At 59.0% G+C, this 20,480-nt stretch carries 21 protein-coding genes; 12 read left to right on the top strand and 9 right to left on the bottom strand.

All coding sequences use genetic code 11. From position 1 onward, the window contains the following. Positions 1–155 (bottom strand): TrmO family methyltransferase domain-containing protein (locus tag ACTOZL_RS07485; protein ID WP_489706257.1); only part of this gene is annotated, 155 nt, incomplete at its 3' end. Between the two features lie 31 nt (positions 156–186). Then, positions 187–2,166: an oxidoreductase gene (locus ACTOZL_RS07480; RefSeq protein ID WP_482477637.1), complete on the bottom strand. Its 1,980-nt coding sequence runs from the start codon at positions 2,164–2,166 to the stop codon at positions 187–189. 183 nt (positions 2,167–2,349) lie between these two features. Between ACTOZL_RS07480 and ACTOZL_RS07475 the strand changes: the two genes are divergently transcribed. Together ACTOZL_RS07475 and ACTOZL_RS07470 are read left to right on the top strand one after the other, a co-directional pair. Next, positions 2,350–2,907 (top strand): hydrolase, encoded by a 558-nt coding sequence (locus ACTOZL_RS07475; protein WP_482477635.1) that lies wholly within the window; start codon positions 2,350–2,352, stop codon positions 2,905–2,907. Positions 2,908–3,035: 128 nt separating this feature from the next. Next, positions 3,036–3,287 (top strand): hypothetical protein, encoded by a 252-nt coding sequence (locus ACTOZL_RS07470; protein ID WP_482477634.1) that lies wholly within the window; start codon positions 3,036–3,038, stop codon positions 3,285–3,287. Positions 3,288–3,380: 93 nt separating this feature from the next. Here ACTOZL_RS07470 and ACTOZL_RS07465 read toward each other — a convergent pair whose 3' ends face one another. Together ACTOZL_RS07465 and ACTOZL_RS07460 are read right to left on the bottom strand one after the other, a co-directional pair. Further along, on the bottom strand, positions 3,381–4,004 hold the full coding sequence (locus ACTOZL_RS07465; RefSeq protein ID WP_482477633.1) for a DNA-3-methyladenine glycosylase: 624 nt from the start codon (positions 4,002–4,004) through the stop codon (positions 3,381–3,383). Next, a complete protein-coding gene (locus tag ACTOZL_RS07460) occupies positions 4,001–4,504 on the bottom strand; it encodes a 4'-phosphopantetheinyl transferase family protein (RefSeq protein ID WP_482477632.1) in 504 nt (167 codons plus the stop codon). Before ACTOZL_RS07460 ends, ACTOZL_RS07465 begins: the two co-directional genes overlap by 4 nt. A 148-nt stretch (positions 4,505–4,652) precedes the next feature. Here ACTOZL_RS07460 and murC point away from each other — a divergent pair, with 148 nt between their 5' ends. The 5 genes from murC (at position 4,653) to ACTOZL_RS07435 (ending at position 11,225) form a co-directional block, all read left to right on the top strand. Beyond that, positions 4,653–6,053, top strand: coding sequence for a UDP-N-acetylmuramate--L-alanine ligase (gene murC / locus ACTOZL_RS07455; RefSeq protein WP_482477631.1), 1,401 nt, complete (start codon positions 4,653–4,655; stop codon positions 6,051–6,053). A gap of 99 nt (positions 6,054–6,152) precedes the next feature. Further along, positions 6,153–7,130 carry a P1 family peptidase gene (locus tag ACTOZL_RS07450; RefSeq protein ID WP_482477630.1) on the top strand — a complete coding sequence of 326 codons (978 nt, stop codon included), beginning with the start codon at positions 6,153–6,155 and terminating at the stop codon, positions 7,128–7,130. A gap of 23 nt (positions 7,131–7,153) precedes the next feature. Further along, positions 7,154–8,860, top strand: a complete 1,707-nt coding sequence (locus ACTOZL_RS07445; RefSeq protein WP_482477628.1) for a M3 family oligoendopeptidase — start codon at positions 7,154–7,156, stop codon at positions 8,858–8,860. A 134-nt stretch (positions 8,861–8,994) separates the two neighbouring features. After that, positions 8,995–9,369, top strand: a complete 375-nt coding sequence (locus ACTOZL_RS07440; RefSeq protein WP_482477627.1) for a BlaI/MecI/CopY family transcriptional regulator — start codon at positions 8,995–8,997, stop codon at positions 9,367–9,369. Continuing rightward, complete coding sequence (locus tag ACTOZL_RS07435) at positions 9,366–11,225, top strand: M56 family metallopeptidase (RefSeq protein ID WP_482477625.1); 1,860 nt, start codon at positions 9,366–9,368, stop codon at positions 11,223–11,225. Before ACTOZL_RS07440 ends, ACTOZL_RS07435 begins: the two co-directional genes overlap by 4 nt. 48 nt (positions 11,226–11,273) lie before the next feature. Here the strand turns inward: ACTOZL_RS07435 and ACTOZL_RS07430 are convergent, their stop codons facing one another. After that, entirely contained in the window at positions 11,274–12,266 is a 993-nt protein-coding gene (locus ACTOZL_RS07430) for an asparaginase (RefSeq protein ID WP_482477624.1), read from the bottom strand. Positions 12,267–12,325: 59 nt separating this feature from the next. After that, entirely contained in the window at positions 12,326–13,456 is a 1,131-nt protein-coding gene (locus ACTOZL_RS07425) for an S-layer homology domain-containing protein (RefSeq protein ID WP_482477623.1), read from the bottom strand. Between the two features lie 225 nt (positions 13,457–13,681). Here ACTOZL_RS07425 and ACTOZL_RS07420 point away from each other — a divergent pair, with 225 nt between their 5' ends. Together ACTOZL_RS07420 and nudC are read left to right on the top strand one after the other, a co-directional pair. Beyond that, on the top strand, positions 13,682–15,292 hold the full coding sequence (locus ACTOZL_RS07420; protein ID WP_482477621.1) for an acyl CoA:acetate/3-ketoacid CoA transferase: 1,611 nt from the start codon (positions 13,682–13,684) through the stop codon (positions 15,290–15,292). Positions 15,293–15,316: 24 nt separating this feature from the next. After that, positions 15,317–16,144 carry an NAD(+) diphosphatase gene (gene nudC / locus ACTOZL_RS07415; RefSeq protein ID WP_482477620.1) on the top strand — a complete coding sequence of 276 codons (828 nt, stop codon included), beginning with the start codon at positions 15,317–15,319 and terminating at the stop codon, positions 16,142–16,144. Positions 16,145–16,176: 32 nt separating this feature from the next. On the opposite strand, the gene ACTOZL_RS07410 is transcribed toward nudC, so the two are convergent. Genes ACTOZL_RS07410 through ACTOZL_RS07400 form a run of 3 tightly spaced genes read right to left on the bottom strand, consistent with a single transcriptional unit; the run spans position 16,177 to position 18,393 of the window. Next, on the bottom strand, positions 16,177–16,707 hold the full coding sequence (locus tag ACTOZL_RS07410; RefSeq protein ID WP_482477619.1) for a SprT-like domain-containing protein: 531 nt from the start codon (positions 16,705–16,707) through the stop codon (positions 16,177–16,179). 13 nt (positions 16,708–16,720) lie between these two features. Then, positions 16,721–17,596: a hypothetical protein gene (locus tag ACTOZL_RS07405; RefSeq protein ID WP_482477617.1), complete on the bottom strand. Its 876-nt coding sequence runs from the start codon at positions 17,594–17,596 to the stop codon at positions 16,721–16,723. A 14-nt stretch (positions 17,597–17,610) separates the two neighbouring features. Further along, positions 17,611–18,393 carry a DUF975 family protein gene (locus ACTOZL_RS07400; protein ID WP_482477616.1) on the bottom strand — a complete coding sequence of 261 codons (783 nt, stop codon included), beginning with the start codon at positions 18,391–18,393 and terminating at the stop codon, positions 17,611–17,613. Positions 18,394–18,598: 205 nt separating this feature from the next. On the opposite strand from ACTOZL_RS07400, the gene ACTOZL_RS07395 reads away from it, so the two are divergent. From ACTOZL_RS07395 to ACTOZL_RS07385, 3 genes are all read left to right on the top strand, one after another. Continuing rightward, complete coding sequence (locus ACTOZL_RS07395) at positions 18,599–19,357, top strand: threonine/serine exporter family protein (protein WP_482477614.1); 759 nt, start codon at positions 18,599–18,601, stop codon at positions 19,355–19,357. Beyond that, positions 19,354–19,803 carry a threonine/serine exporter family protein gene (locus ACTOZL_RS07390; RefSeq protein ID WP_482477613.1) on the top strand — a complete coding sequence of 150 codons (450 nt, stop codon included), beginning with the start codon at positions 19,354–19,356 and terminating at the stop codon, positions 19,801–19,803. The genes ACTOZL_RS07395 and ACTOZL_RS07390 overlap by 4 nt, the downstream gene beginning before the upstream one ends. 97 nt (positions 19,804–19,900) lie before the next feature. Continuing rightward, positions 19,901–20,446: a TIGR01440 family protein gene (locus ACTOZL_RS07385; protein WP_482477611.1), complete on the top strand. Its 546-nt coding sequence runs from the start codon at positions 19,901–19,903 to the stop codon at positions 20,444–20,446. Positions 20,447–20,480: the final 34 nt, after the last annotated feature.

The following is a 20,480-nucleotide window of genomic DNA, read 5'->3' as shown; positions in this document are numbered from 1 at the left end:
ATCCCCCGGAGGGCGTCTGGGTTGCGGTACTCTGGCGCAAAGACGATGGTGGAGCGCAGGCTTTCCACTAAACCGCTCTGGCGGGGGATGCCGAACTTGGCGGGAAAGGCACTGCGCATGGTGGCGATGACGTGCATGGGAATAGACTCTTGCATGGGACGTCCTCCTGTGTGCTTTGGTGGGGGGTTACAGGGCCCGGGCCACGGTATAGGCGGTGGCGATGGCGGTCATAACGCTGCCTACCTTACAGCCATCCCCTACTTGATAGACTTCGATGCCGCTGCCGGTGAGTTCGGCGGACAGGGAAGGGCGGGGACGGAAGCCAGCGGCCAAGATAACCCCGTCGGCGGGGAGGGTTTCTTGTCCTTGGGCTGTGGCAATGACCACACTGTCCGGGTTTACTTGGACTAGGCGGCTTCCGGTACGAATGCTGACCTTTGCCTCTTCCAACAAGTCCTCCAGCATCTGCTGGTTGCTCTCTGGCACAGGGATGCCGGCGGAGAGAAGGCAGGGCAGGGCTTCTACCATGGTGACCTCCCGGCCTTCCTGGGCGTAGCCCAAGGCAGTCTCGCAGCCCACCAGACCGCCGCCAATGACCACCAGCTTTTTTCCTGAGACAGGAGCGCCGGTGAGGGCGGCAACGCAGTCCACGACATTGCTGCCCGTGATGCCGGGCACAGCGGGGACGACCGGTTCCGCTCCCACGGCCAGGATTACGCTGTCGGGCTTGCGAGCCAGGATATCCTGGGTGGTGAGGTGGGTGTTGCGTTGGATGGTGACCCCCAGCTTGTCAAGCTGACGCTGATACCAGCGGTTCAGCTGGTTGAGGACTTCCTTGAAGTGGTGGGCCCCGGCGGGGAGCAGGTTGCCTCCCAGTTGTGCAGAGCCCTCGCAGAGGGTGACAGTATGCCCCCGGCTGGCGGCGGTACGGGCGGCTTCCATTCCGGCCACGCCGCCCCCTACCACCAGGACGTCCTTTTTTGCAAAGACGGGCAGGGGGCTGAAGCTGGCTTCCCGTGCGGCCTGGGGATTCACCGCGCAGCCTGCCCGCCGTCCCAGCTTCAACGCGCCGATGCAGCCCTGGTTGCAGCCGATGCAGGGGCGTATGTCCGCCAAAACGCCCCGCTCTACCTTTTGGGGATAGGCCGGGTCGGCTAGGGAGGGGCGGCCCAGAACCACAGCGTCGATTTTTCCCGCTGCAATGGCCGCTGCCGCCAGCTCCGGGGCGTCCATCCCGCCGCCGCAGAGAATGGGGATGTTTACCGCCGCCTTTGCCTGTTCTGCTAAGTCCAGGATGCGGCCCTTTTCCATGTAGCAGGGAGGGGCGGCGTAGTAGAAGGAGTCGTACTGGCCAAAGTCCACACTGAGGCAGTCGTAGCCGTAGGCCTCTAGGCGGCGGCAAATTTCCACCCCCTCTTCCAGGGTGCGGCCCACCTCGTCCTCCCCGTGGAGGGAGGGGTGGTTGTAGCCCTTGATGTAGGTTTTCAGAGCCAAGCGCATGGACACCACAAAGTCAGAGCCGCAGGCGGCCTTGACCCCCTCCACAATTTCCCTGGCGCACCGCAGGCGGTTTTCCAAGGCCCCGCCGTATTCGTCCTCCCGGTGGTTCATGTAGGACAGGGCGAACTGGTCCAGGAGATAGCCCCAGTGCATGGCGTGGACTTCGATGCCGGGGAAGCCACAGGCCTTCAAAAAGACGGCGGTGTCGATCATCTGCTGGATTTTTTGTTGAATTTGCATCTTGGTGAGGGCAGGGGTGGTTTTGGCGGGGTCATGGTAATAGGGGATTTCCGAGGGGCCGTAACAGCCCATGGCGTTGCGTCCATAGCCCATGGAGACTTGGGGGAGCATCTTGGCACCATAGGCGTCCAAACGCTCCAATAGCTCTACGGCAGAGCGCTGGAAAGCCTTGGGGGCTTTCAGGGGCTGCTTGCTGTCCAGGGGATGGACGGGGTCCACCAGCACGTCTGGGTGAAAGGCCCCAGTATAGATCAGACCGAAACCTCCCTTGGCCCGGGCTTCAAAGTAGGCCAGGCCGTCGGGGGAGAAGGCCCCCTGGGGGTCGAAGAGGGAGGGGAGAGTCAGGGGACCAGCGCAGAAGCGGTTTTTCAGGGTGAGACTGCCCAACTGTAGCGGTTGGAACAGGGCAGAGTAGGGGTAGGACATGGTTTTCACGCTCCTATAAAATATATGGTTCTCAGTGTAGCATAGATTATGGAGTGGTGCAACCGGAGGCATGGGGCTTGCTGGAAAAGGTTGTGAAATTTTCCTGTCTTGTTAGGGGGCCGTATCTTTTATCTTTGAGATGTGCTATAATTGGGGCATCTAAAAAGAGAGAGGAGAAGCGGAATGGAATTGACCTATGCACAAGCCCTGGACCTTCTGAAGGAGTACAACCAGGGGGACTTTCATCTGAAACACGCTTACGTGGTCTCCGACGTGATGGGCTGGTTTGCTGAACAGCTTGGCTTTGGGGACGAGCGGGCGTTTTGGTCCATTGTGGGCCTGCTCCACGACCTGGATTTTGAACAGTACCCGGAGGAGCACTGCGTGAAGTCCCAGGAGATCATGCGGGAGCGGGGGTTGGATGAGCGGTTAATCCGGGCCACTGCCAGCCATGGTTATGGCCTGGTGTCAGACATCAAGCCGGAACACCTGATGGAAAAAGTTCTCTTCGCCACCGATGAGCTCACGGGCCTTATCGGCGCAGCGGCTCTTATGCGCCCCTCCAAGAGTGTGTCGGATTTGGAGGTGAAGTCCGTGAAGAAAAAGTTTAAGGACAAGAAATTCGCTGCCGGCTGCTCCCGGGAGGTGATCCTCCAAGGGACGGAAATGCTGGGCTGGGAGTTGGACGAGCTAATTGACAAGACCATCCAGGCCATGCGTGCCAGTGAGCATGTAGAATGAAAGGATAGGAAATGGAGCGGGACGCAACGAAAACAGGAAGGAGGGCCGCGCTCTGTTGGGGGGCGGGTTCGGTGGTGGTTGTGTGCGTACTGCCATGGCTGACGCTTCTCTTGGACCCCGGTACGGGTATGGGAATTTTTGTGCTGTGCCTGTTCGTTGTGGCTCCAATTTACTTTGTGTTTTTGGGCATCTTTGCGGGAAAGGGTCTCCGCCGCCGCTGGGTTCTGCCCTTCCTGGCGCCTGGGCTGTTTTTGCTGGAAGGCGGACTGATTGACGCATGGCAGATGTTGGCTGGCTATGCTGGGGCATACCTTGCCCTGGGGTTCATCTCCATGATGATTTCTTGGAGCATCGCCCCCAAAGGGGAACAGGCTGATTGACAACAGACCCGGCAGCGAGGACGATGTGCTTCGCTGCCGGGTCTTATGTGGAATATTTGCTGCTGGAACAGGGGTGGCGTGAGCCGTCTCCGTTTATTCTGCCCCGATCCAATACCGCCAGGGGAAGTCCACTGCCTCCTGGGCATAATCAATGCCCACCCGCTTTCCAGACTGAATGGAGAAGGGTAGGCTGTCACTTTCCGGGACATCCAGCCCCAGGGGGGAGAGGTCATCGCAGACGAAAAGATTGTCACTGCACAGGGAGCAGCCGTTTTCCGCTTTGGTGAGGTCCAGGGCCTTGCACAGCTTCCCCGGCCCGTTGAGGAAATTCTTTTTTTGGTAGGGGGAGAGTTGGGAAAACGCCTTGCCATAACGGGTGTGGGAGAGCAGTTCCACGTCCCCCCGTGCCTCCCCGCCCCGGATGAGTACGGCGGCGGGTTCCCCCTCGGGCTCGGTGACAAAGTTCAGGCAGTGATACATCCCGTAGATTAAATAGATATAGGCGGTGCCAGGGGCGGCAAAGAGGGTTTCTGTGCGGGGGGTGCGGCGGTAGCCATAGGCGTGGCAGGCCTTATCCAGCCGCCCGATATAGGCCTCGGTCTCGTTGATACGCAGGGCCAGGGGCAGGCCGTCTAGGACACGGACCAGGTACTTGCCCAGAAGGTCCTGGGCGACGGTACAGGTGTCACGGTTGTAGAACGCAGGGGGGAGTTTCATAGGGAGTGATCTCCTTTCAGCCAGATGATCTGTTCCGGGGGCGGTTCCTCCCCCCAGGCTGCGGCCCGCCAAGTTTCCCCGGCGTAACTGCGGAAATGTTCGTGTTCCGGGGGCGTTTTCCCCCACTGCTGGCCCAGGCCCAGGCCGCTGTATTTGCACCAGGCCTCCTTCCGGGTCCAGAGGGTATAAAAAGCGGGCCAATCCCCCCCAAGGGCCTGATAGCAGGCAAACTCCTCCGCCGTCAGGGCTTGCCGGGGGAGGGCAGGGCGGCGGGGCTTCATCACCTCGATGTCCACCCCCACCGGGTGGGCAGAGAGGGCGCACAGCACCAGGCCACCGCTGTGGCTGAGGTTGAAATGGTGCTGGGGATTTTTGGGAAAAAAGGGCTTGCCGGTCTCCGTCCGTTCCAGCGGGGGGAGGGGGGAGAGCCCCCAGGCGTCTGCCGCAGCTTGGGCCAGCAGCGCCACCCCGCTGCCCCCATGGGTCCCATATAGCTTCAAAAAACACCCCCCTTTCGGTTATGATTTTCTCCCATTCCGCTTATACTGAATCAAGCGGAAACACTTGCCAAGGTGCGGGAAATTGGATATAATGAGAAACACTTGTTTGGACTACATTATAGCTGAATAGAAAAGGTGTGTAAACCCAATGGCAAATGATTGCATTCATGAATATATCGCGCCCCAAAAACGGGCGCATCTAGTGGGCATCGGCGGGGTGTCCATGTCCCCCCTGGCGGAGGTGCTCCAAGGGGAGGGGCTGAACGTCACTGGTTCCGACATGTTGGACAGCAGTTCCGTGGCCCATCTCCGCTCCCTAGGCATCCCGGTGACCATCGGCCACCTGGCGGAGAGCGTAGCCGGTGCGGATTTTGTCATCCGCACCGCCGCCGTCCACGACAGCAACCCAGAGATCGCCGCCGCCCGGGCCCAGGGCATCCCCGTCTTTGAGCGGGCGGAGGCCTGGGGCTCCATCATGCGCCGGTATAAAAATGCCCTGTGCATCTCCGGCACCCACGGAAAGACCACCACCACCTCCATGTGTACCCACATTGCCATGGCCGCTCGGATCGACCCCACGGTGATGATCGGCGGCACCCTCCCCCTGCTGGGTACCGGCCACCGGGTGGGGAAGGGGGAGACCATCATTTTGGAGTCCTGCGAATACTGCAACTCCTTCCTGTCCTTCTATCCCACCGTGGCGGTGATTTTGAACATCGAAGCGGATCATCTGGACTTCTTCAAGGACTTGGAGGATGTGGAGAACTCCTTCCGGGCCTTTGCCGACCTGGTGCCCAGCGGCGGAACCGTCCTGGCCAACGGGGAGGACGAGAATACCATGGAAGCCCTAAAGGGGAAGAGGGGTGTGCTGACCTTCGGCCTGGAACAGGGGGACTTTCACGCAGAGAATTTGCGCTGGAAGGGGGGCCTGCCCAGCTTCGATATCGTCCAGGACGGGAAGCCTGTGGCCCACATTTCCCTCCAAGTACCTGGGATGCACAATGTGAAGAACGCCATCGCCGCCGCCGCTGCCGCCCTGGTGCTGGGCATCTCTGGGGACGCCATCGCCCGGGGCTTGAACGACTTCCGGGGGGCGGGCCGCCGCTTTGAGTATAAGGGGATGGTCAAGGGGGCGGCCATTTATGACGACTATGCCCACCATCCTGGGGAGCTAAACGCCCTGTTGGATATGGCCATGAGCCTGGGGTATCAGCGGGTGATCTGTGCCTTCCAGCCCCATACCTATACCCGGACCAAGGCCCTGTTTTCTGAGTTTGTGGAGGCATTGCAAAAGCCCAATGTGACATTTTTGGCGGAAATTTTCGCTGCCCGGGAGAAGAACGACGTGGGGATTTCCTCCCAGGACCTGGCGGACGCCATCCCCGGTGCCCTGGTGGCGCCCTCCTTTGCGGAGTTGGCCAACTGGCTTTACCGCCTGGCCCGGCCGGGGGACCTGATTCTCACGGTGGGGGCGGGGAACGTCTACACCGTGGGGGAAGCCCTGGCCAAGCGGGACAGCCAAGCAGAGCAGAGCGCAACGGCGCGCTGAAGCAGACACAGGATCGAGAGCTCCGCCGCCCTTAGGCGGCGGAGGTGCTTTTACACTAGGAGTAGAAATTGACGCCCACGGGGGTTGGAGAAGGAAAAAATGGAGAAACTAAATATTCAAGAGATTCCCGGCTTTCGCTTCGGCCAGGCCCAGGACCAAAAAGCTGGCACCGGCTGTACGTTGATCCTCTGTCCCCAGGGGGCAGTGACCGGGGTGGATGTTCGGGGCGGCTCCCCCAGTACCAGGGATACCGATGCCCTGGCCCCCCAGTGCAACCGGGAAGTGGTCCACGGGGTGCTTCTCACTGGGGGCAGCGCCTTTGGCCTGGATGCCGCCGGCGGGGTGATGGAGACCTTGGAGTCCGTGGGCATCGGCCGGGATGTTGGGGTCACCCGTGTCCCCAACGTCTGCGCTGCCGTCCTCTTCGACCTGAAATTCGGCCGCATGGATCGCCGTCCAGATGCCGCCATGGGCCGCGCCGCCTGCATTGCTGCCCTAGAGGGCTTGCCCTTCCGGGAGGGGAACTTCGGTGCGGGGATGGGCTGCACCGTGGGGAAGCTCCTGGGCCCGGAACAGGCTATGAAAGGCGGCGTGGGGGCCTATGCCCTGCGCCAGGGGGAGCTGCTGGTGGGGGCTGTGGTGGCCTGCAATGCCGTGGGCGACGTGGTGGAACGGGGCCGGATCATTGCCGGCGCCCGGAACCGGGATAACACGGGCTTCCTTTCCAGCGAGGAGTGGCTCATTGCCCACAGCACCCGGCAGAAGGACATTTTCAGCGGCAAGATGACGGGGGAGAACACCGTCATCGGCTGTGTGGTGACCAATGCTGCCCTGAACAAGGCCCAGGCCAGCAAGCTGGCGGCGGTGGCCCAAAACGGGACGGTCCGAGCTGTCCGCCCCGCCAACGCCACCTTTGACGGGGATTGTATGTTTGCCATGTGCTATGGCTCGGTGCCCGCCGACCCCGATGTGGTGGGCATTCTGGCGGCCCGGGCTGTGGAGGAGGCCATCCACCGCTCGGTGCGCCAGGCGGAGAGTCTACACGGGCGGCCCGCCCTGCGGGACCTGCCCTTTTGAAAAATAGGAAAAAGGAGCGCTGCATGAAAGTATCGGAATTGAAGTATGAACGGCTTTCCATTGAGGAATTTGCCGGGGAGATCAAGGACATTATCCGCCAGGTGAAGGAGGCTTCCTCTGCCCAGGAGGTGTTGGAGGCCCGGGAGCGCTATAAGAAGCTGTCGATCCGCTTGGAGACCGCCCAGGCCCTGTCCTATATGCGCTACAGCGTCAACACCGCCGATGAATTTTATCTGGCGGAAAAGGACTACTACGACGAGACTGGCCCCCAGGCCCAGAGCCTGATGCAGGACTATAGCCGGGCTATGGTGAACAGCCCCTACCGCCAGGAGCTAGAGGTCAGCGGCAAGCTGCTGCCCCTGATGTACCGCTCTATGGAGGTGGATTTGAAGTCCATGGCCCCCTGTATCATCCAGGAGATGGTGGAGGAAAACCGCCTGGTGAGCAAGTATTCCCAGCTTATGGCGGGGATGGAGTTTGAATTCCGGGGGGAAAAGCTCCCCCGTCCCATGCTGATGAAGTATGCCAAATCCCCGGACCGGGCCACCCGGAAGGAGGCCTATGAGGTTCTAGGCCGCACCCTTAAGGAGCACAGCCAGGAGTTGGACGGCCTCTTTGACCAGCTGGTGACCATCCGCCATCGGATGGCAGTGCGCATGGGGTATAAGAATTTCGTGGAGTTGGGCTACTACCGCATGGGCCGCCTGTGCTATGGCCCGGAGGAAGTGAAACAGTTCCGGGAGAACGTCCGGCGGGATGTGGTGCCTGTGGTGGCCCGGCTCCGGGAGGAAGTGGGCAAGGCCCTGGGCGTGGACAAGTTGATGCTCTACGACTATGACCTGATTTTCCCCCAAGGGGACCCTGCACCCAAGGGGGGGAAGGAAGAAATCTTTGCCGCCGCCAAGGCCATGTACCACAGCATGAGCAAGGAGACAGGGGAGTTTTTCGACTTTATGCTGGACACCGATGCTTTCGACGTGGAGTCCCGGAAGAACAAATGGGGGGGCGGCTACTGCACCAGCTTCATGGCCTACCACCAGCCCTTCATCCTGGCCAATTTCAACGGCACCTCCGGGGATGTGGATGTGGTGACCCATGAGGCAGGCCATGCCTTTGCCGACTACACCATTGCAGGCAACGAGTATGTGGTGGAGCTGAATGTGGGCGGCATGGAGACGGCGGAGACCCACTCCATGAGCATGGAGTTCTTCGCTTGGCCTTATATGGAGCACTTCTTTGGGGAGGACGCCAAGCGCTATCAGTTCATGCACCTGCTGGACTCTCTATCCTTCCTGCCCTATGGCACCATTGTGGACGACTTCCAGCGCCAGGTCTATGAGAACCCGGAGTGGACCCCGGAGGAGCGCAAGGCCGCCTGGCGGAAGCTAGAGGCGGAGTTCCGCCCCCACCTGCACTTCGAGGGCATCCCCTACTTGGAGGAGGGCACCCGCTGGCAGTATCAGATGCACATCTATGAGACGCCCTTCTATTATATTGACTACTGCCTGGCCCAGACGGCGGCGCTGCAATTCCTCCTGGCGTCCCAGAAGGACTATGACGGGGCCTTTGCCCGCTACGTCCGTTTCCTCTCTCAGGGCGGGGAGAAGGTGTTTACGGACTTGTTGGAAGAGGCCGGTTTGCGCTCTCCCTTCCAGGAGGGGGCCTTGGGACAGTTGGCCCAGGAGACAGAGCAGCTTTTGGAAAAGCTGAAAGCTGACGCAGGCCTTTGAACATTGAACAATAGGAACATCCCCCTGGTTGGTACGCAGACCAATCGGGGGGATGTTTTTTCTCTTGACAAATAGACTACAAGCTGTTATCCTATAGTTAGACTACAAGATGTCATCAAAGGAGGTGACAAGGGATGATTGCCCAAGTTTCCGATTCTGAGCTGGAATTGATGAAGATTGTCTGGGCCAATGAGGGCACAGCCTTCTATGCGCACATCATGGAGGAGTTGGCAAAATCAGGCCGGACATGGCAGAAGAACACCATCATTACTTTGCTGTCCCGTCTGGTGGAAAAAGGGCTGCTCAAGACCAAGAAGTTGGGCCGCAGGAACGAGTACACTGCGGTGGTGTCCGAAGGGGACTATCAGGCGGCTCAGACCCAGACGCTGCTGAACAAGCTGTATGAGGGCAGCGCCAAGGGGTTGGTTTCCACCCTGATCCAGAGGGATTTGATTTCCCCGGCGGAGTATGAGGAGTTGAAGCAGTTCTGGGAGGAGGGAAAGCCATGAATGAGATAGGAAAGCTGGTGGTATCCCTGTCCCTTTCCGGCGGGGTGCTGCTCCTGGTGCTGCTGTTTGGCAGGCCTCTGTGGAAAGACAGGGTGAGTAAAACCTGGCAATATTACATTTGGCTCATCGTAATTGCCCGGCTGCTGTTGCCAGTGCCCACAGAGCTGGAGTTTACTTGGGAGCGTGCGTCCCAGGCGGGGCAAAGCATTCAGTCACCAACGGCGGAACTGTACATGACCTCCCCTGAAGAGGCGGACAACCATAGCCCCAGCGGGGACGGTTTGGGCAATGGGATTGCCCGGCCGGAGGGGACGCCCCTGCTGGAAGAATCCAAGGAGAATGCTGGGGCATGGCTTTTGGACAAGCTCTGGCTGTTGTGGCTAAGCGTGGCACTGTGCATGTTCCTGCAAAGGGTTGTGACCTATTGCCGTTTTAGGGGCCATATCCAGAGGGGTTGGGGGGCAGTGACCCAGCCAGCTCTGTTGGGAACCCTGGCCCAGGCCAAGACGAAGGCCGGGGTGCGCTGTCCGGTGGGGCTATACCACAATCCCATGGTATCCTCGCCTTTGCTGTTGGGCTTTTTCCGGCCAGTGGTGGTGCTGCCCAACACGGACTTGCCCAAAAGTGAGCTGTATTACACCCTGCTCCATGAGCTGACCCACTATAAACGGGGAGATATGTTCTATAAGTGGCTGGTGCAGTTGACCCTGTGCCTCCACTGGTTCAACCCCCTGGTCTGGTGGATGGCGGGGCAAATCAACCGGGACTGTGAGCTCTCCTGCGATGAGGCCCTGCTCCGACGCTTGGATGCGCCTGCCCGGCGGGACTATGGAGACACCCTCCTCCACGCTATGGTGGCAGGGGAGCGCTACCCTAAAGTGGCTGTCCACCTGAACGAAAGTGCTCAGTGCTTAAAAGAAAGGTTGGGTGCTATTATGAGGTTTGGGAAAAAGAGACCTGTGGTAATCTCTCTGCTGCTGACCTGTCTGCTGATTGGCGTCGCGGTGGCGGCGGGGGCTTGCGTGCCGCAGTCCCTGGTGGGGGAGAAGGAGCCAACAGAGGAGGAGCTTTGGGAGCAGGAACACTCGATTTTGTGGGGATATACAGAAGAGGATGCGTATGCACAATATCCCTGCCACTTGGGGTGGACGGGCCTCTATTCTCCACAAGGAAGAGATGTTGCTGTAACACTGGATCATGACAGTCAGGGCCCCTATATTTTTAACCTATCTTGGAATGTATATGGCTACAACGGAGAGATACCCCCCAGCAAGACCTTTCCAATTTGGGACGAGGAGGAGCAGGAGAGGGTGACACTAACAGCCTACTTTAGCAAATACAGCGAAAAGATTATGAGAAACCCGGGGGCGATGCAGGCGTTGCGGGAGCTGATGTTGGAAGAATACAAGCATGGCAAGGTGAGAGGGGATCGGGACATCAACTTTTTTATCCATGTTGCGGATGATGTTGGCGCTGTTGGTGCGGAAAAACTAGCCCAACGGTATTATGAGGATGGCCTAGGGATAGAGTTTGGTGAGGTTCTGTATCTTTTGGACGAAAGCATCCAAAGGGAGTGGCTGGAGAGGGCTTATGCTGAAGGAAATAAGACGCTTTATTCAGAGGCCCTAGAGTGCTTGTACTGGGACGATAGGAACAATTGGATGGAGATGGATCCCCAAGTAGTGGAGGAACTTGCCCAACAGGCCTACGCTGACGATAAGGTTGAAATTTTCGACGTTTTGACCTGGCACATGGACCGGACGGCTTTGGAACGATGGCAGGAACGGCTGGAACAGGAAAACCGGGCCGTATACCTCCCCATTGTCCGGGAGTCTTTGCGGTGGGTGGAGGAATAGGAAACAGGAAAGCAGTGGTCTGGACCTTTCACGTCCAGACCACTGCTTTTACGGCACCCTAACCTCTTGCACCAAATTTTCTCGGAAAAGCTTCTGGATGTCCTCCCGGCGCTTGCTCTGTCCCAGGCACCACATGAGCTTTGTCACTACGGCCTCCTGGGTCATGTCGTGGACGGGGATGCCGCCGCAGTCCAAGATTCGCTGTCCAGTCTCATAGACGCTGAGGTTACTTCCCTCATAGCGGCACTGGCTCCCCACCAGGATGGGAAGGCCGGACTGGGAGGCCCGGCGGATTTCTGCGGTAAAGTCGCTTTTCAAAAACGGGACGCCCCCCAGGCCGAAGCCCTCAATGTAGATGCCCTCATACCCCCGCTCCTGAAGGAAGCGGAAGATATCTGGGTCCATGCCAGGGAAGAGCTTCAAGACGGAGATGCGGTCGGAGTAGTCCACTTGGAGGCGGAAGGGGCCTGCCGGCGGGGTCTCCTCTAGGCGCAGTTGCAGGCCAAATGCGTTGACCTCCCCGACGTAAGGATAGTTGATGCTCTCGAAGGCGTTGAAGCTGACGGTGCGCACCTTGGAGGTCCGGCAGCCCAGCATGATTTTTCGGTCAAAGGCCACGAACACCCCGCCCCGCCCGCTGGCGGCCATTTGCAGGGCACAGCGGAGGTTGTCGGCGGCGTCAGACATAGGGACGCCCAGGGGCATTTGGCTCCCGGTGAGCACCACCGGGATGGGGATGTTTTGCAGCATGAAGGAGAGCATGGAGGCGGTGTATGCCATGGTGTCCGTGCCGTGGATGAGCACCACCCCGTCCCAGTGTTCCACGTCCTCGCCGATGCGCAGGGCCAGGGTGCGCCAGTGGTCGGGGGTGATGTTGGAGCTGTCCAGGGAGCAGAGGTCCTCTGGGGTGATGGACAGGGCAGGGTCGAAGCCCCCCAAAAGGGTTCCGATTTCCTCACTGGTGAGGGCGGGGGTAAGGCCGTTTTCCCCGGGGCGGGAGGAGAAGGTCCCGCCAGTGTTGATTAGTAATATTTTTTTCATCATAGCTGCAGTATAGCAAAGCCGGGGAGAGATTACAACAAGAAATGATGGGATTTTCCCTAATTCCCTGCTTCCATGGCAGTGGGGGAGAGCTGGCCTACATATAGCCTAGCGTTTGCATATAGCTGGCACAATTCTGCCCGCTTGAGCTTCCCTTTTGGGTTGAAGTTGCCGTGGCTGTCCTGGCCGGTGCACAGCTTAATTTCATAGGCAAAGACGATATCGCTCAAATAGGCGATGGAGATGTTTAGATAGTCTGGGATGACCACGTTGCTTGCCTCGATATCGTGGGGGAACAGGTCCCGGTAGGCCCGGGCCAGGGCGGACACCGCCTCCTCCCGGGTGACCGGCGCACTATAGTCCTGGTGGGGGAAGATGTACCCGGCGTCAAGACAGCTTTGAATCGCCTTGCCTGCCCAGTAGCCGTTTTGGTCTGTGCCCACCGGCAGGCCGGAGGTGCGGGCAATGACTTGGCAGAGTTCCGCCAGGGACAGGGTCTGCTCAGGACGGAAGGTCCCGTCGGCATACCCCTTGATGGAGCCGGAGATGGCCATGGCGTTTACGGCCCGGTAATACCAGGCGGTGGAGGCGACATCCCGGAAGATGGGGAGGGAGTCGTTGCCAATGTAAAAGGTCAGGGTGCCTCGGCTGTCGATGGGGAGCTCTGTGGGGGTGACGGTCAGGTTGTGGCCGTGGATGTAGACACCCTTGTGGGGGGCACCTGCCAATTTCACCGGGTAGGGGAAGTGAAAGGTATAGGAGTTGGAAAAGCTGCTCTCTAGGGTTTTGCGTTCCTCGTCTGTACAGTCATAGTCGGGATACTGGGCCAAAAGGGCGTCCAGGGCTGCCCGGTTGTCGTATTGCAGCGCCAAGGTGAAGGCATTTTTTGTGGTCTTTTTGAGTGTAAGCGCTCCATCAAAGTGTGCGTTTAGCGCGGCCAGATCGTCAAAAGCCGTAGACTGTACCGTACCGGCATACTCGGTGCCGTTGTAGGTAAAGTACTGGGCTTTACTCAGGTCGATGTTGTGCGCTTCCCCAGCGTCCAGGGCATCCACCCGGCAGCCGGATTGTACCGTGACAGTACCGGAACCATCCGGGTCCAGGGTGATTTCCGTGCCACTGTGGATACAGGAACAGAGGGATACCAGCAAGACGGCTATCATAAAAAAAGATAAGATGTTTCGTTTCATAGCGATGTCTCCTTATAAAGTAGGAAAACAGTGTGATTGAGGGGCACACTGTTTTCGCGTTGCATCACTATATGTCAACGTTCCTAGAGATCATACCAACTTTTTGGGAATGCCTTGCCGGTGGCCTGAAAAAGCTGCCTTTGGCAAAGCAGGAAAAGTATGATATAATTGGGGCAAGCAAACACTAGGGGGAGACCCCGCAGGATGATGGCGAGGAGAAGAAATATGAACAAACGAATTACCGCCGCACAGGCGGCGGCACTGGTCAAGGATGATATGACCCTGACCACCACAGGCTTCAACGGCTTTGGATGTCCAGAGGACTTGATTATGAGCTTGGCGGAGCATTATGACCAAACCGGCCACCCCCAGAACCTGTCCCTGGTGAAGTGTACCAGCCAGGGGGACGGGGAAGGCCGGGGCGTCAGCCACTTGGCGGAAAAGCCGGGGATGTTCCGGGAGCTGATCATTTCCCACATGGGCTATGACCCTGGCCTGCGCAAGATTGTGGCGGAGGAAAAGGTGACCTGTTATATGCTCCCCCTGGGAAACCTGATGCAGCTTTTCCGGGCCATTGCCGGAGGGCTGCCGGGGGCCATCTCCACCACAGGAATTGGAACCTTTGCCGACCCCCGTTTTGGTGGCGGCAAAGCAAACCGAAAGACCAGGGAGGCGGGGAAGGAGATTGTTTCCCTGGTGGAGCTTGGGGGAAAGGAATGCCTGTTTTACCCCAGCTTCCCTGTTGATATCTGTTTCATCCGGGCAACCTACGGGGATGAGGACGGGAACCTGTCCATTCGCCACGAATCCATGAACGTGGAACAATTTGAGGTGGCGGCAGCGGTACACAACAGCGGCGGGATCGTGGTGGCCCAGGTGGACAAGGTGGTCAAGCGTGGGACCATCCCCGCCCAGGAGGTATTCATCCACGGCTTCATGGTGGATTATATCGTGGAGGGACGACCGGAGTACAGCCGTCAGGGCTTTGACACAGACCTGTTCCGCCCAGAGCTGGCAGGGCTGGCTAACGTGCCCGGGGTGCCCTTTGAGCCTTTGAAGCTTAGCCCGCCTAAGGTCTGCTGCCGTCGGGCCGCGATGGAACTAAAACCCCATAGCCTCATCAACCTGGGGATTGGAATGCCCGGCGGTATCGGCTCTGTGGCTGACGAGGAGGGGATTTCTGACCTATTCACCCTCTCCATCGAGTGCGGCCCCCTGGGTGGTATCCCGCTGCGAGGGGTGGGCTTCGGCGCGGCGGCCAACCCAGAGGCCATGTACCGCATGGCGGATATCCTACAGCTCTACGACGGCGGTGCCCTGGACATGGCGGTGCTGGGGTTCGCGGAGGTGGACCGGCTGGGGAACGTGAATGCCTCTAGCTTCCACGGCCGGATGGTGGGCCCCGGCGGGTTCATCGACATCACCCAGAACGTGCGCAAGCTCTGTTTCATCGGGACCTTTACCGCAGGGAAACAGCAGGTGGAGCTGACGGCGGATGGCGTCCAGGTGGTTACCCAGGGCCCACAGAAGAAGTTCCGCAAGGATGTGGAGGCCATTACCTTCTCCGGCCAGGAGGCAGTGAAGAAGGGGCAGGAGGTGCTGTACATCACGGAGCGGGCGGTGTTCCGCTTGGAGAAAGCGGGGATCACCCTGGTGGAGATCGCCCGGGGCGTGGACCTCCGGCGGGACATTCTGGACCAGATGGAGTTTCAGCCGGTGATCCCGCCCCATGTCCCCTTTATGGAAGAACGGCTCTTCCAGGAGGCCCCTATGGGACTCACTGCAGAGCAGTTGGAAGAGGCCAATGCCGGACAGACTGTCCGGCCGGGCGTGTAAAGCAGGAGAGAAAGGCGGCGCGGTATGCTTCAGGAGATCGAACCGAAACAGTATCATGTGGAATATTCCCTCCGCCAGCCGGAGGCGGACAGCTTGTGCTTCGTGTTTCAGGGGCGCAAGGCCTTGGAGCGGGTCCAGGACGGCAGCTTTGCACTGCCCACCTACCGGGAGCTGCGGGCTGAGATGAAGCAGGTGTTTTACCTCTTCCGCATTGACGGGGAGGAATACTACCTGGCAGAGCTAGAGGAAGGGACCCAACTGCCGGGCTATGACTGGCAGGACTTGAGAAAGGACCGGGAGAAGAAGGACAAGGCCTTCCACTTTGCCGAAACCACGGCCTACCACCTGTCCCTCTGGTATCGGGACAACAAGTTCTGTGGCCGTTGTGGTGGAGAGACCCAGCCAGACCAGGACGAGCGGATGCTCCGCTGCCCCCGCTGCGGGAATATGATCTATCCCAAGATTGCCCCGGCGGTGATTGTGGCGGTGACAGACGGGGACCGCCTATTGATGACCCGCTACCAGGGCCGGGAGTACAAAGGCTATGCCCTCATTGCCGGCTTCAATGAGATCGGCGAGACCGCCGAGGACACGGTGCGCCGGGAAATCCGGGAGGAAGTGGGGCTGGAGGTGAAGGACATCCGCTACTACGGTAGCCAGCCCTGGGGGACGGAATCCAACCTCCTGCTGGGCTTTTTCGCCCGCCTGGACGGGGATGGGACCATCCACATGGACCGACAGGAGCTGTCCCAGGCGGGGTGGTACCGGCGGGAGGAGATCCCCGTCAAGCCCGATGAGTACAGCTTGACGAACCACATGATCCAGGCCTTCCTGCGGGGCCAGTGGACATAACAGAAAAATAAACAACGCCGGTGAGGGGATACTCACCGGCGTTGTTCGTTGTCTGTTTCGTGTAAGATGAATTGATTGTTTCCGCAGGCACAGCGGTAATCCCGGCGGGTTGGCTTAGATACAAAGGCCTGGACGACCTTGCCCCGCCGCCGGTACCGTGCCGTTCGTCCGCAGGCCGTGCAGCGTAGCACATATTTAATGCCGTCGGGACGGTCCATCAGCTCGGGGTAGCTGCTCAAACGGCTGCCGTCACAGCCAAACGCTTTGGCTGTAGCTTTCCACAGGGCCCCGTGATCTGCTTGCTGATGGGTTAGGATGGTATAGGCGTGGGCGTACTCATGGCGGATTGTGTTGAGCAGGTGCTCTAGGGTGGCATGTTGCAGCAGCCGTTCCGCGAATACGAATGTTTCCACGGACATCTGTTTCCCTTTTTGGAGATACCGGCACTTGGCCAAGGTGGCCGTCATCCGTTTGGAAATCTGGATGGGGATGGTGCTGGTATCCAAGCCGGAGATTCCGTCCAGACGGTTGAGTTCCCGCCGGATATCCTGTTCACTGAACATGGGGAAGTCCTTTTTATTGGGGGAGCTGGGCGGTATAGTTCCCCACCTGGATGGTATGTACCGCTGAGGGCTCCACTGGGGAGAAGAAGGCCCCGCCACCTACCATCCCAGAGGAACCGCTCAGGGTGAAGCTGCCGTTTACCTCCAAGGCATCCCCCTTGCTGTCCAGCAGGGCAATGGAGTTGCTCAGGGCCTCCCCACTCTGGCCGCCGCTGTCCTTTAAGAGGAGCTTTAGGGAGAGAGGGGAGAGGAGGGCAGTGCCCACCGGGTTTCCCGCTTCGTTTTTCAGTTCCAAGGACTGGGTTGGGGCCAGCTTTTGGGGTGTCCAGCTTGCAGTGAGGACGAAAGCGGGGGTGGAGGCTCCCCCTTGGCTGCTCTCCAACATCAGGGTAAGGGGCTTTCCAACGGAGAGGGATTCCGTGCTTTTGTAGTCAAAGATGGCCAGACAGTTGAAGCTGCCGCCGCCAGCTTCTTCCACCCGCAGCTCTGTGTTGAGCGCGGGCCCCTGGCTGCTGGCTAAACCATTTTCAGGAAGAAGGGTGGCCCGGAAGTCTGGCAGCTCATCCCCTGCCTGGGGGCAGGTGAGGGTAAACGCCACATAGAGCAGGGTACTGTCCCCCATGGTTTCGGTGATGTGAAGAACGGTACCGGTTTCCGGGGACTCCTGGGTCAGGTCAAGGGTTTCATAGCAACCATCCAAGGTTTCCTGAGAGAGGCCGTCCAGGTTTAGATAGGTGGCTAGGGGGCCCAGCCCAGTCTTGATTTGCAAGATGTCGGGATCGCCCTCTTTGGCTGGGGGCTCCTCTGGGGTGGGCTCACTGCCGCAGCCTGCCAGGAGAGCGGCGGCCAGGCACAGGGGAAGCAACAGGGTACATAGTTTTTTGAACATGTGGCGCCTCCCAATTAGAGGAACGGGTCCTGCTTGGCAGAACCGGCGCTGGCCCCGGGCAGCTCGCCAGGGGCGGCAAAGCCCCGCTGCAATGCCTCGAAGCGCAGGAAGCGATATACTTCCGCCATGGTGGCATTGTAATAGGGCCGGACGTAGAACACGCCTACGATATTCCAGGTGATGGCGTCCAAGAGGAACCAGAAAATGAAGGAGAGCTGGGTGAAGAAGATGTCCATCTTGTGGCCCCGGGTCATATCCATGCTCAATTGCAGTACCCGGTTGTGGTCCAGGTCGGGGTTCTCTGCCAGGATGTAGGGTACGGCGAAATAGGCATAGGAACGGACGATGCCGGGGATGAGGAAGAGCAGGGACCAGAGGAAGATGAAGAGATTGCGCAAAAACTGGGTGAGGACCACATTGCCGAAGTTCCGGGCGAAGCCCAGCGCCACCTGGGAGAAGGGGACTTGCTGGGTGCCGTTGTTGTCCAGGAAGAAGCGGCAGGCGCCCACCTCATAGGGGTTGGACACCAGCAGGCGGAACGCCAACACAAAGATGAAGGGGACGTGGATGGAGAAGGTCATCCGCGCCATGACCTCTTCCCAGGGCAGTTCTCTGGTATAGGAGACGTAATGGGAGAGCCAGGGAATGTAGTCTGGGGCGTAGTTGATTTGAATGGCCATGAACCCGCCGCCCACCAATGTCAGCAACACGCTGACCGCCACGAAGGACCAGTAGTTCCGGCGGAAGTTGGCCTTTGCGTTTTCTTTGAACAGGGTGCTATTCCACATGTTTTCCATGGAGGGACCTCCTTAATCATACAATCACAGTGTAGTACTTTCATTCTACGGGATAAGCTGGGGAAAGTCAACCTTGGTACCTGCGATTTTACATGAAAAAACACCCTGCCCCAGGGCGGCTTCTGTTGCCTTTCCCCCTTGTTTTTTCCGCGAAGATGGTCTATGATGGGGATTCTCAATGACAAGGGGAAAGGGGGAGTGGCCCATGAACAAAAGAGATTGTGAGACCTTACTGGAATATACCTTGGGTCTGGGCAGACAGATGATGGAATGCGGCGCGGAGGCCTGGCGGGCGGAGAACACCATGGCCCGTATTTTCCGGGCGTACGGCATGGAGGTGCTGGATGCCCATGCCATGCCCACCCAGGTGGCGGCCACGGTGAAGACGAAAGCGGGTGAGCACTATCCCAGCACCTGTATGGTCCTCCCGGAAAAGACGGGGATGAACCTGCGGCGGCTGGAAATGATCAACGCGGCGGCCCGGCAGATCTGCTTTGACCCACCGCCGGTAAGCCAATTGCCCACGATCAAGGACAATTCCCCCCGATGGGCGGTGTCGGAGCTGATCGGATATATCTTGGGAATCGGGGCCTTTGCCGTGTTTTTTGGCGGGAACCTGTTGGATGGCATCCTCTCTGCCCTCATCGGCTGTGGCATCTATTGCTTGGATCACCTGCGGATGCGCAACCTGCAAAACCGGACCATCTATATTATGATCGCCTGCTTTGCTTCGGGTCTCCTGGCGCGGCTGTGTGCAGGGATTTTCCCCATGTGTAACTTGGATATGATTGTCATCGGGGATATCATGATCTTCATTCCTGGGCTCTCCCTGGTGAACGGCGTGCGGGAGCTCTTTTATTCGGACATCCTCACCGGCATTTACCGTATGGTGGAGGCAGTGCTGGGGGCGGGGGCTATCGCCATCGGATATGCTGTGGCGCTGATGATTGGAGGGGGCCTATGATCGGAGAACTGATCCGTATTTTGACGGCCACCCTGGGCACCTTGGGCTTTGCCCTGGTGTTCCGGGTGCGTCACTGGCACTTGGTTTGGGCAACATTGGGCGGTACGCTGGCCTGGGTCAGCGATGTCATCGTGAGCCACCTTGGCGGAGGAGCGTTCCTTAGCTCCCTGGCGGGGGCGCTGGCGGTTTGCCTGTGGTCTGAGGGGATGGCCCGCTGGCGCAAGGCCCCGGCCAATGTCTACCTGATCCCGGGCATTGTCCCCCTGCTCCCCGGCAGCGCCCTCTACTATGCGATGGAGGGGGCCATCTACAGTGATATGGAGGTCTTTACCCAGCGGGGGATAGACGCGCTTCTGGCTTCCCTGGGGATTGCGGGGGGTATCCTGATTGCCTCGGAGATTGTCCGCATCATTTTGGTGGTGCAGTATAAGGCCCGGAGAAAATAATCTGGATATGGGGAAAAAACCCTCTTTGGCTATGGTAAAGCCTTGGATTTGGTTTATAATAGAGACATCAAATACAAAAACATAGAGGTGGAGTTTTATGTTAGACCAAGTACGGGAAGAAGCCAGACAGGCGGCGGAGCAGATTTGCGAAGTGGCCAAGCTGCAAAAGGGACAGATCCTGGTGGTGGGCTGCTCTACCAGTGAGGTGGCCGGCCATAAGGTGGGCAGCAGTTCCAGCCCGGAGATTGGGAAAGCCATTTTTGACGGGCTCATGGAGGTCCTGGCCCCGAAGGGCATTTACCTGGCAGCTCAGTGCTGTGAGCATTTGAACCGGGCTATCATTGTAGAGGGGGCGGCGGTGCCCAACGCGGAAATTTGTAACGTTGTCCCTCAGCCCAAGGCAGGGAGCTCCTTTGCCACAGCGGCCTACCATGGTTTTTCCCACCCAGTGGCGGTGGAGTTTATCCGGGCAGATGCCGGCCTGGACATCGGCGGAACCCTGATCGGGATGCACATGAAGCATGTGGCAGTGCCGGTGCGCTTGGAGTGCAAACACATCGGCCAGGCCATCCTCCTGGCGGCGCGGGTGCGCCCCAAGTTCATCGGCGGCGACCGGGCCATGTATGATGAGACATTGAAATAATCCTCAGTTTGGAAGCTGCGATACCCCTGGAGTG

The organism is Evtepia sp. (assembly GCF_056797215.1).
This window is presented reverse-complemented; position numbering and strand designations above follow the sequence as displayed.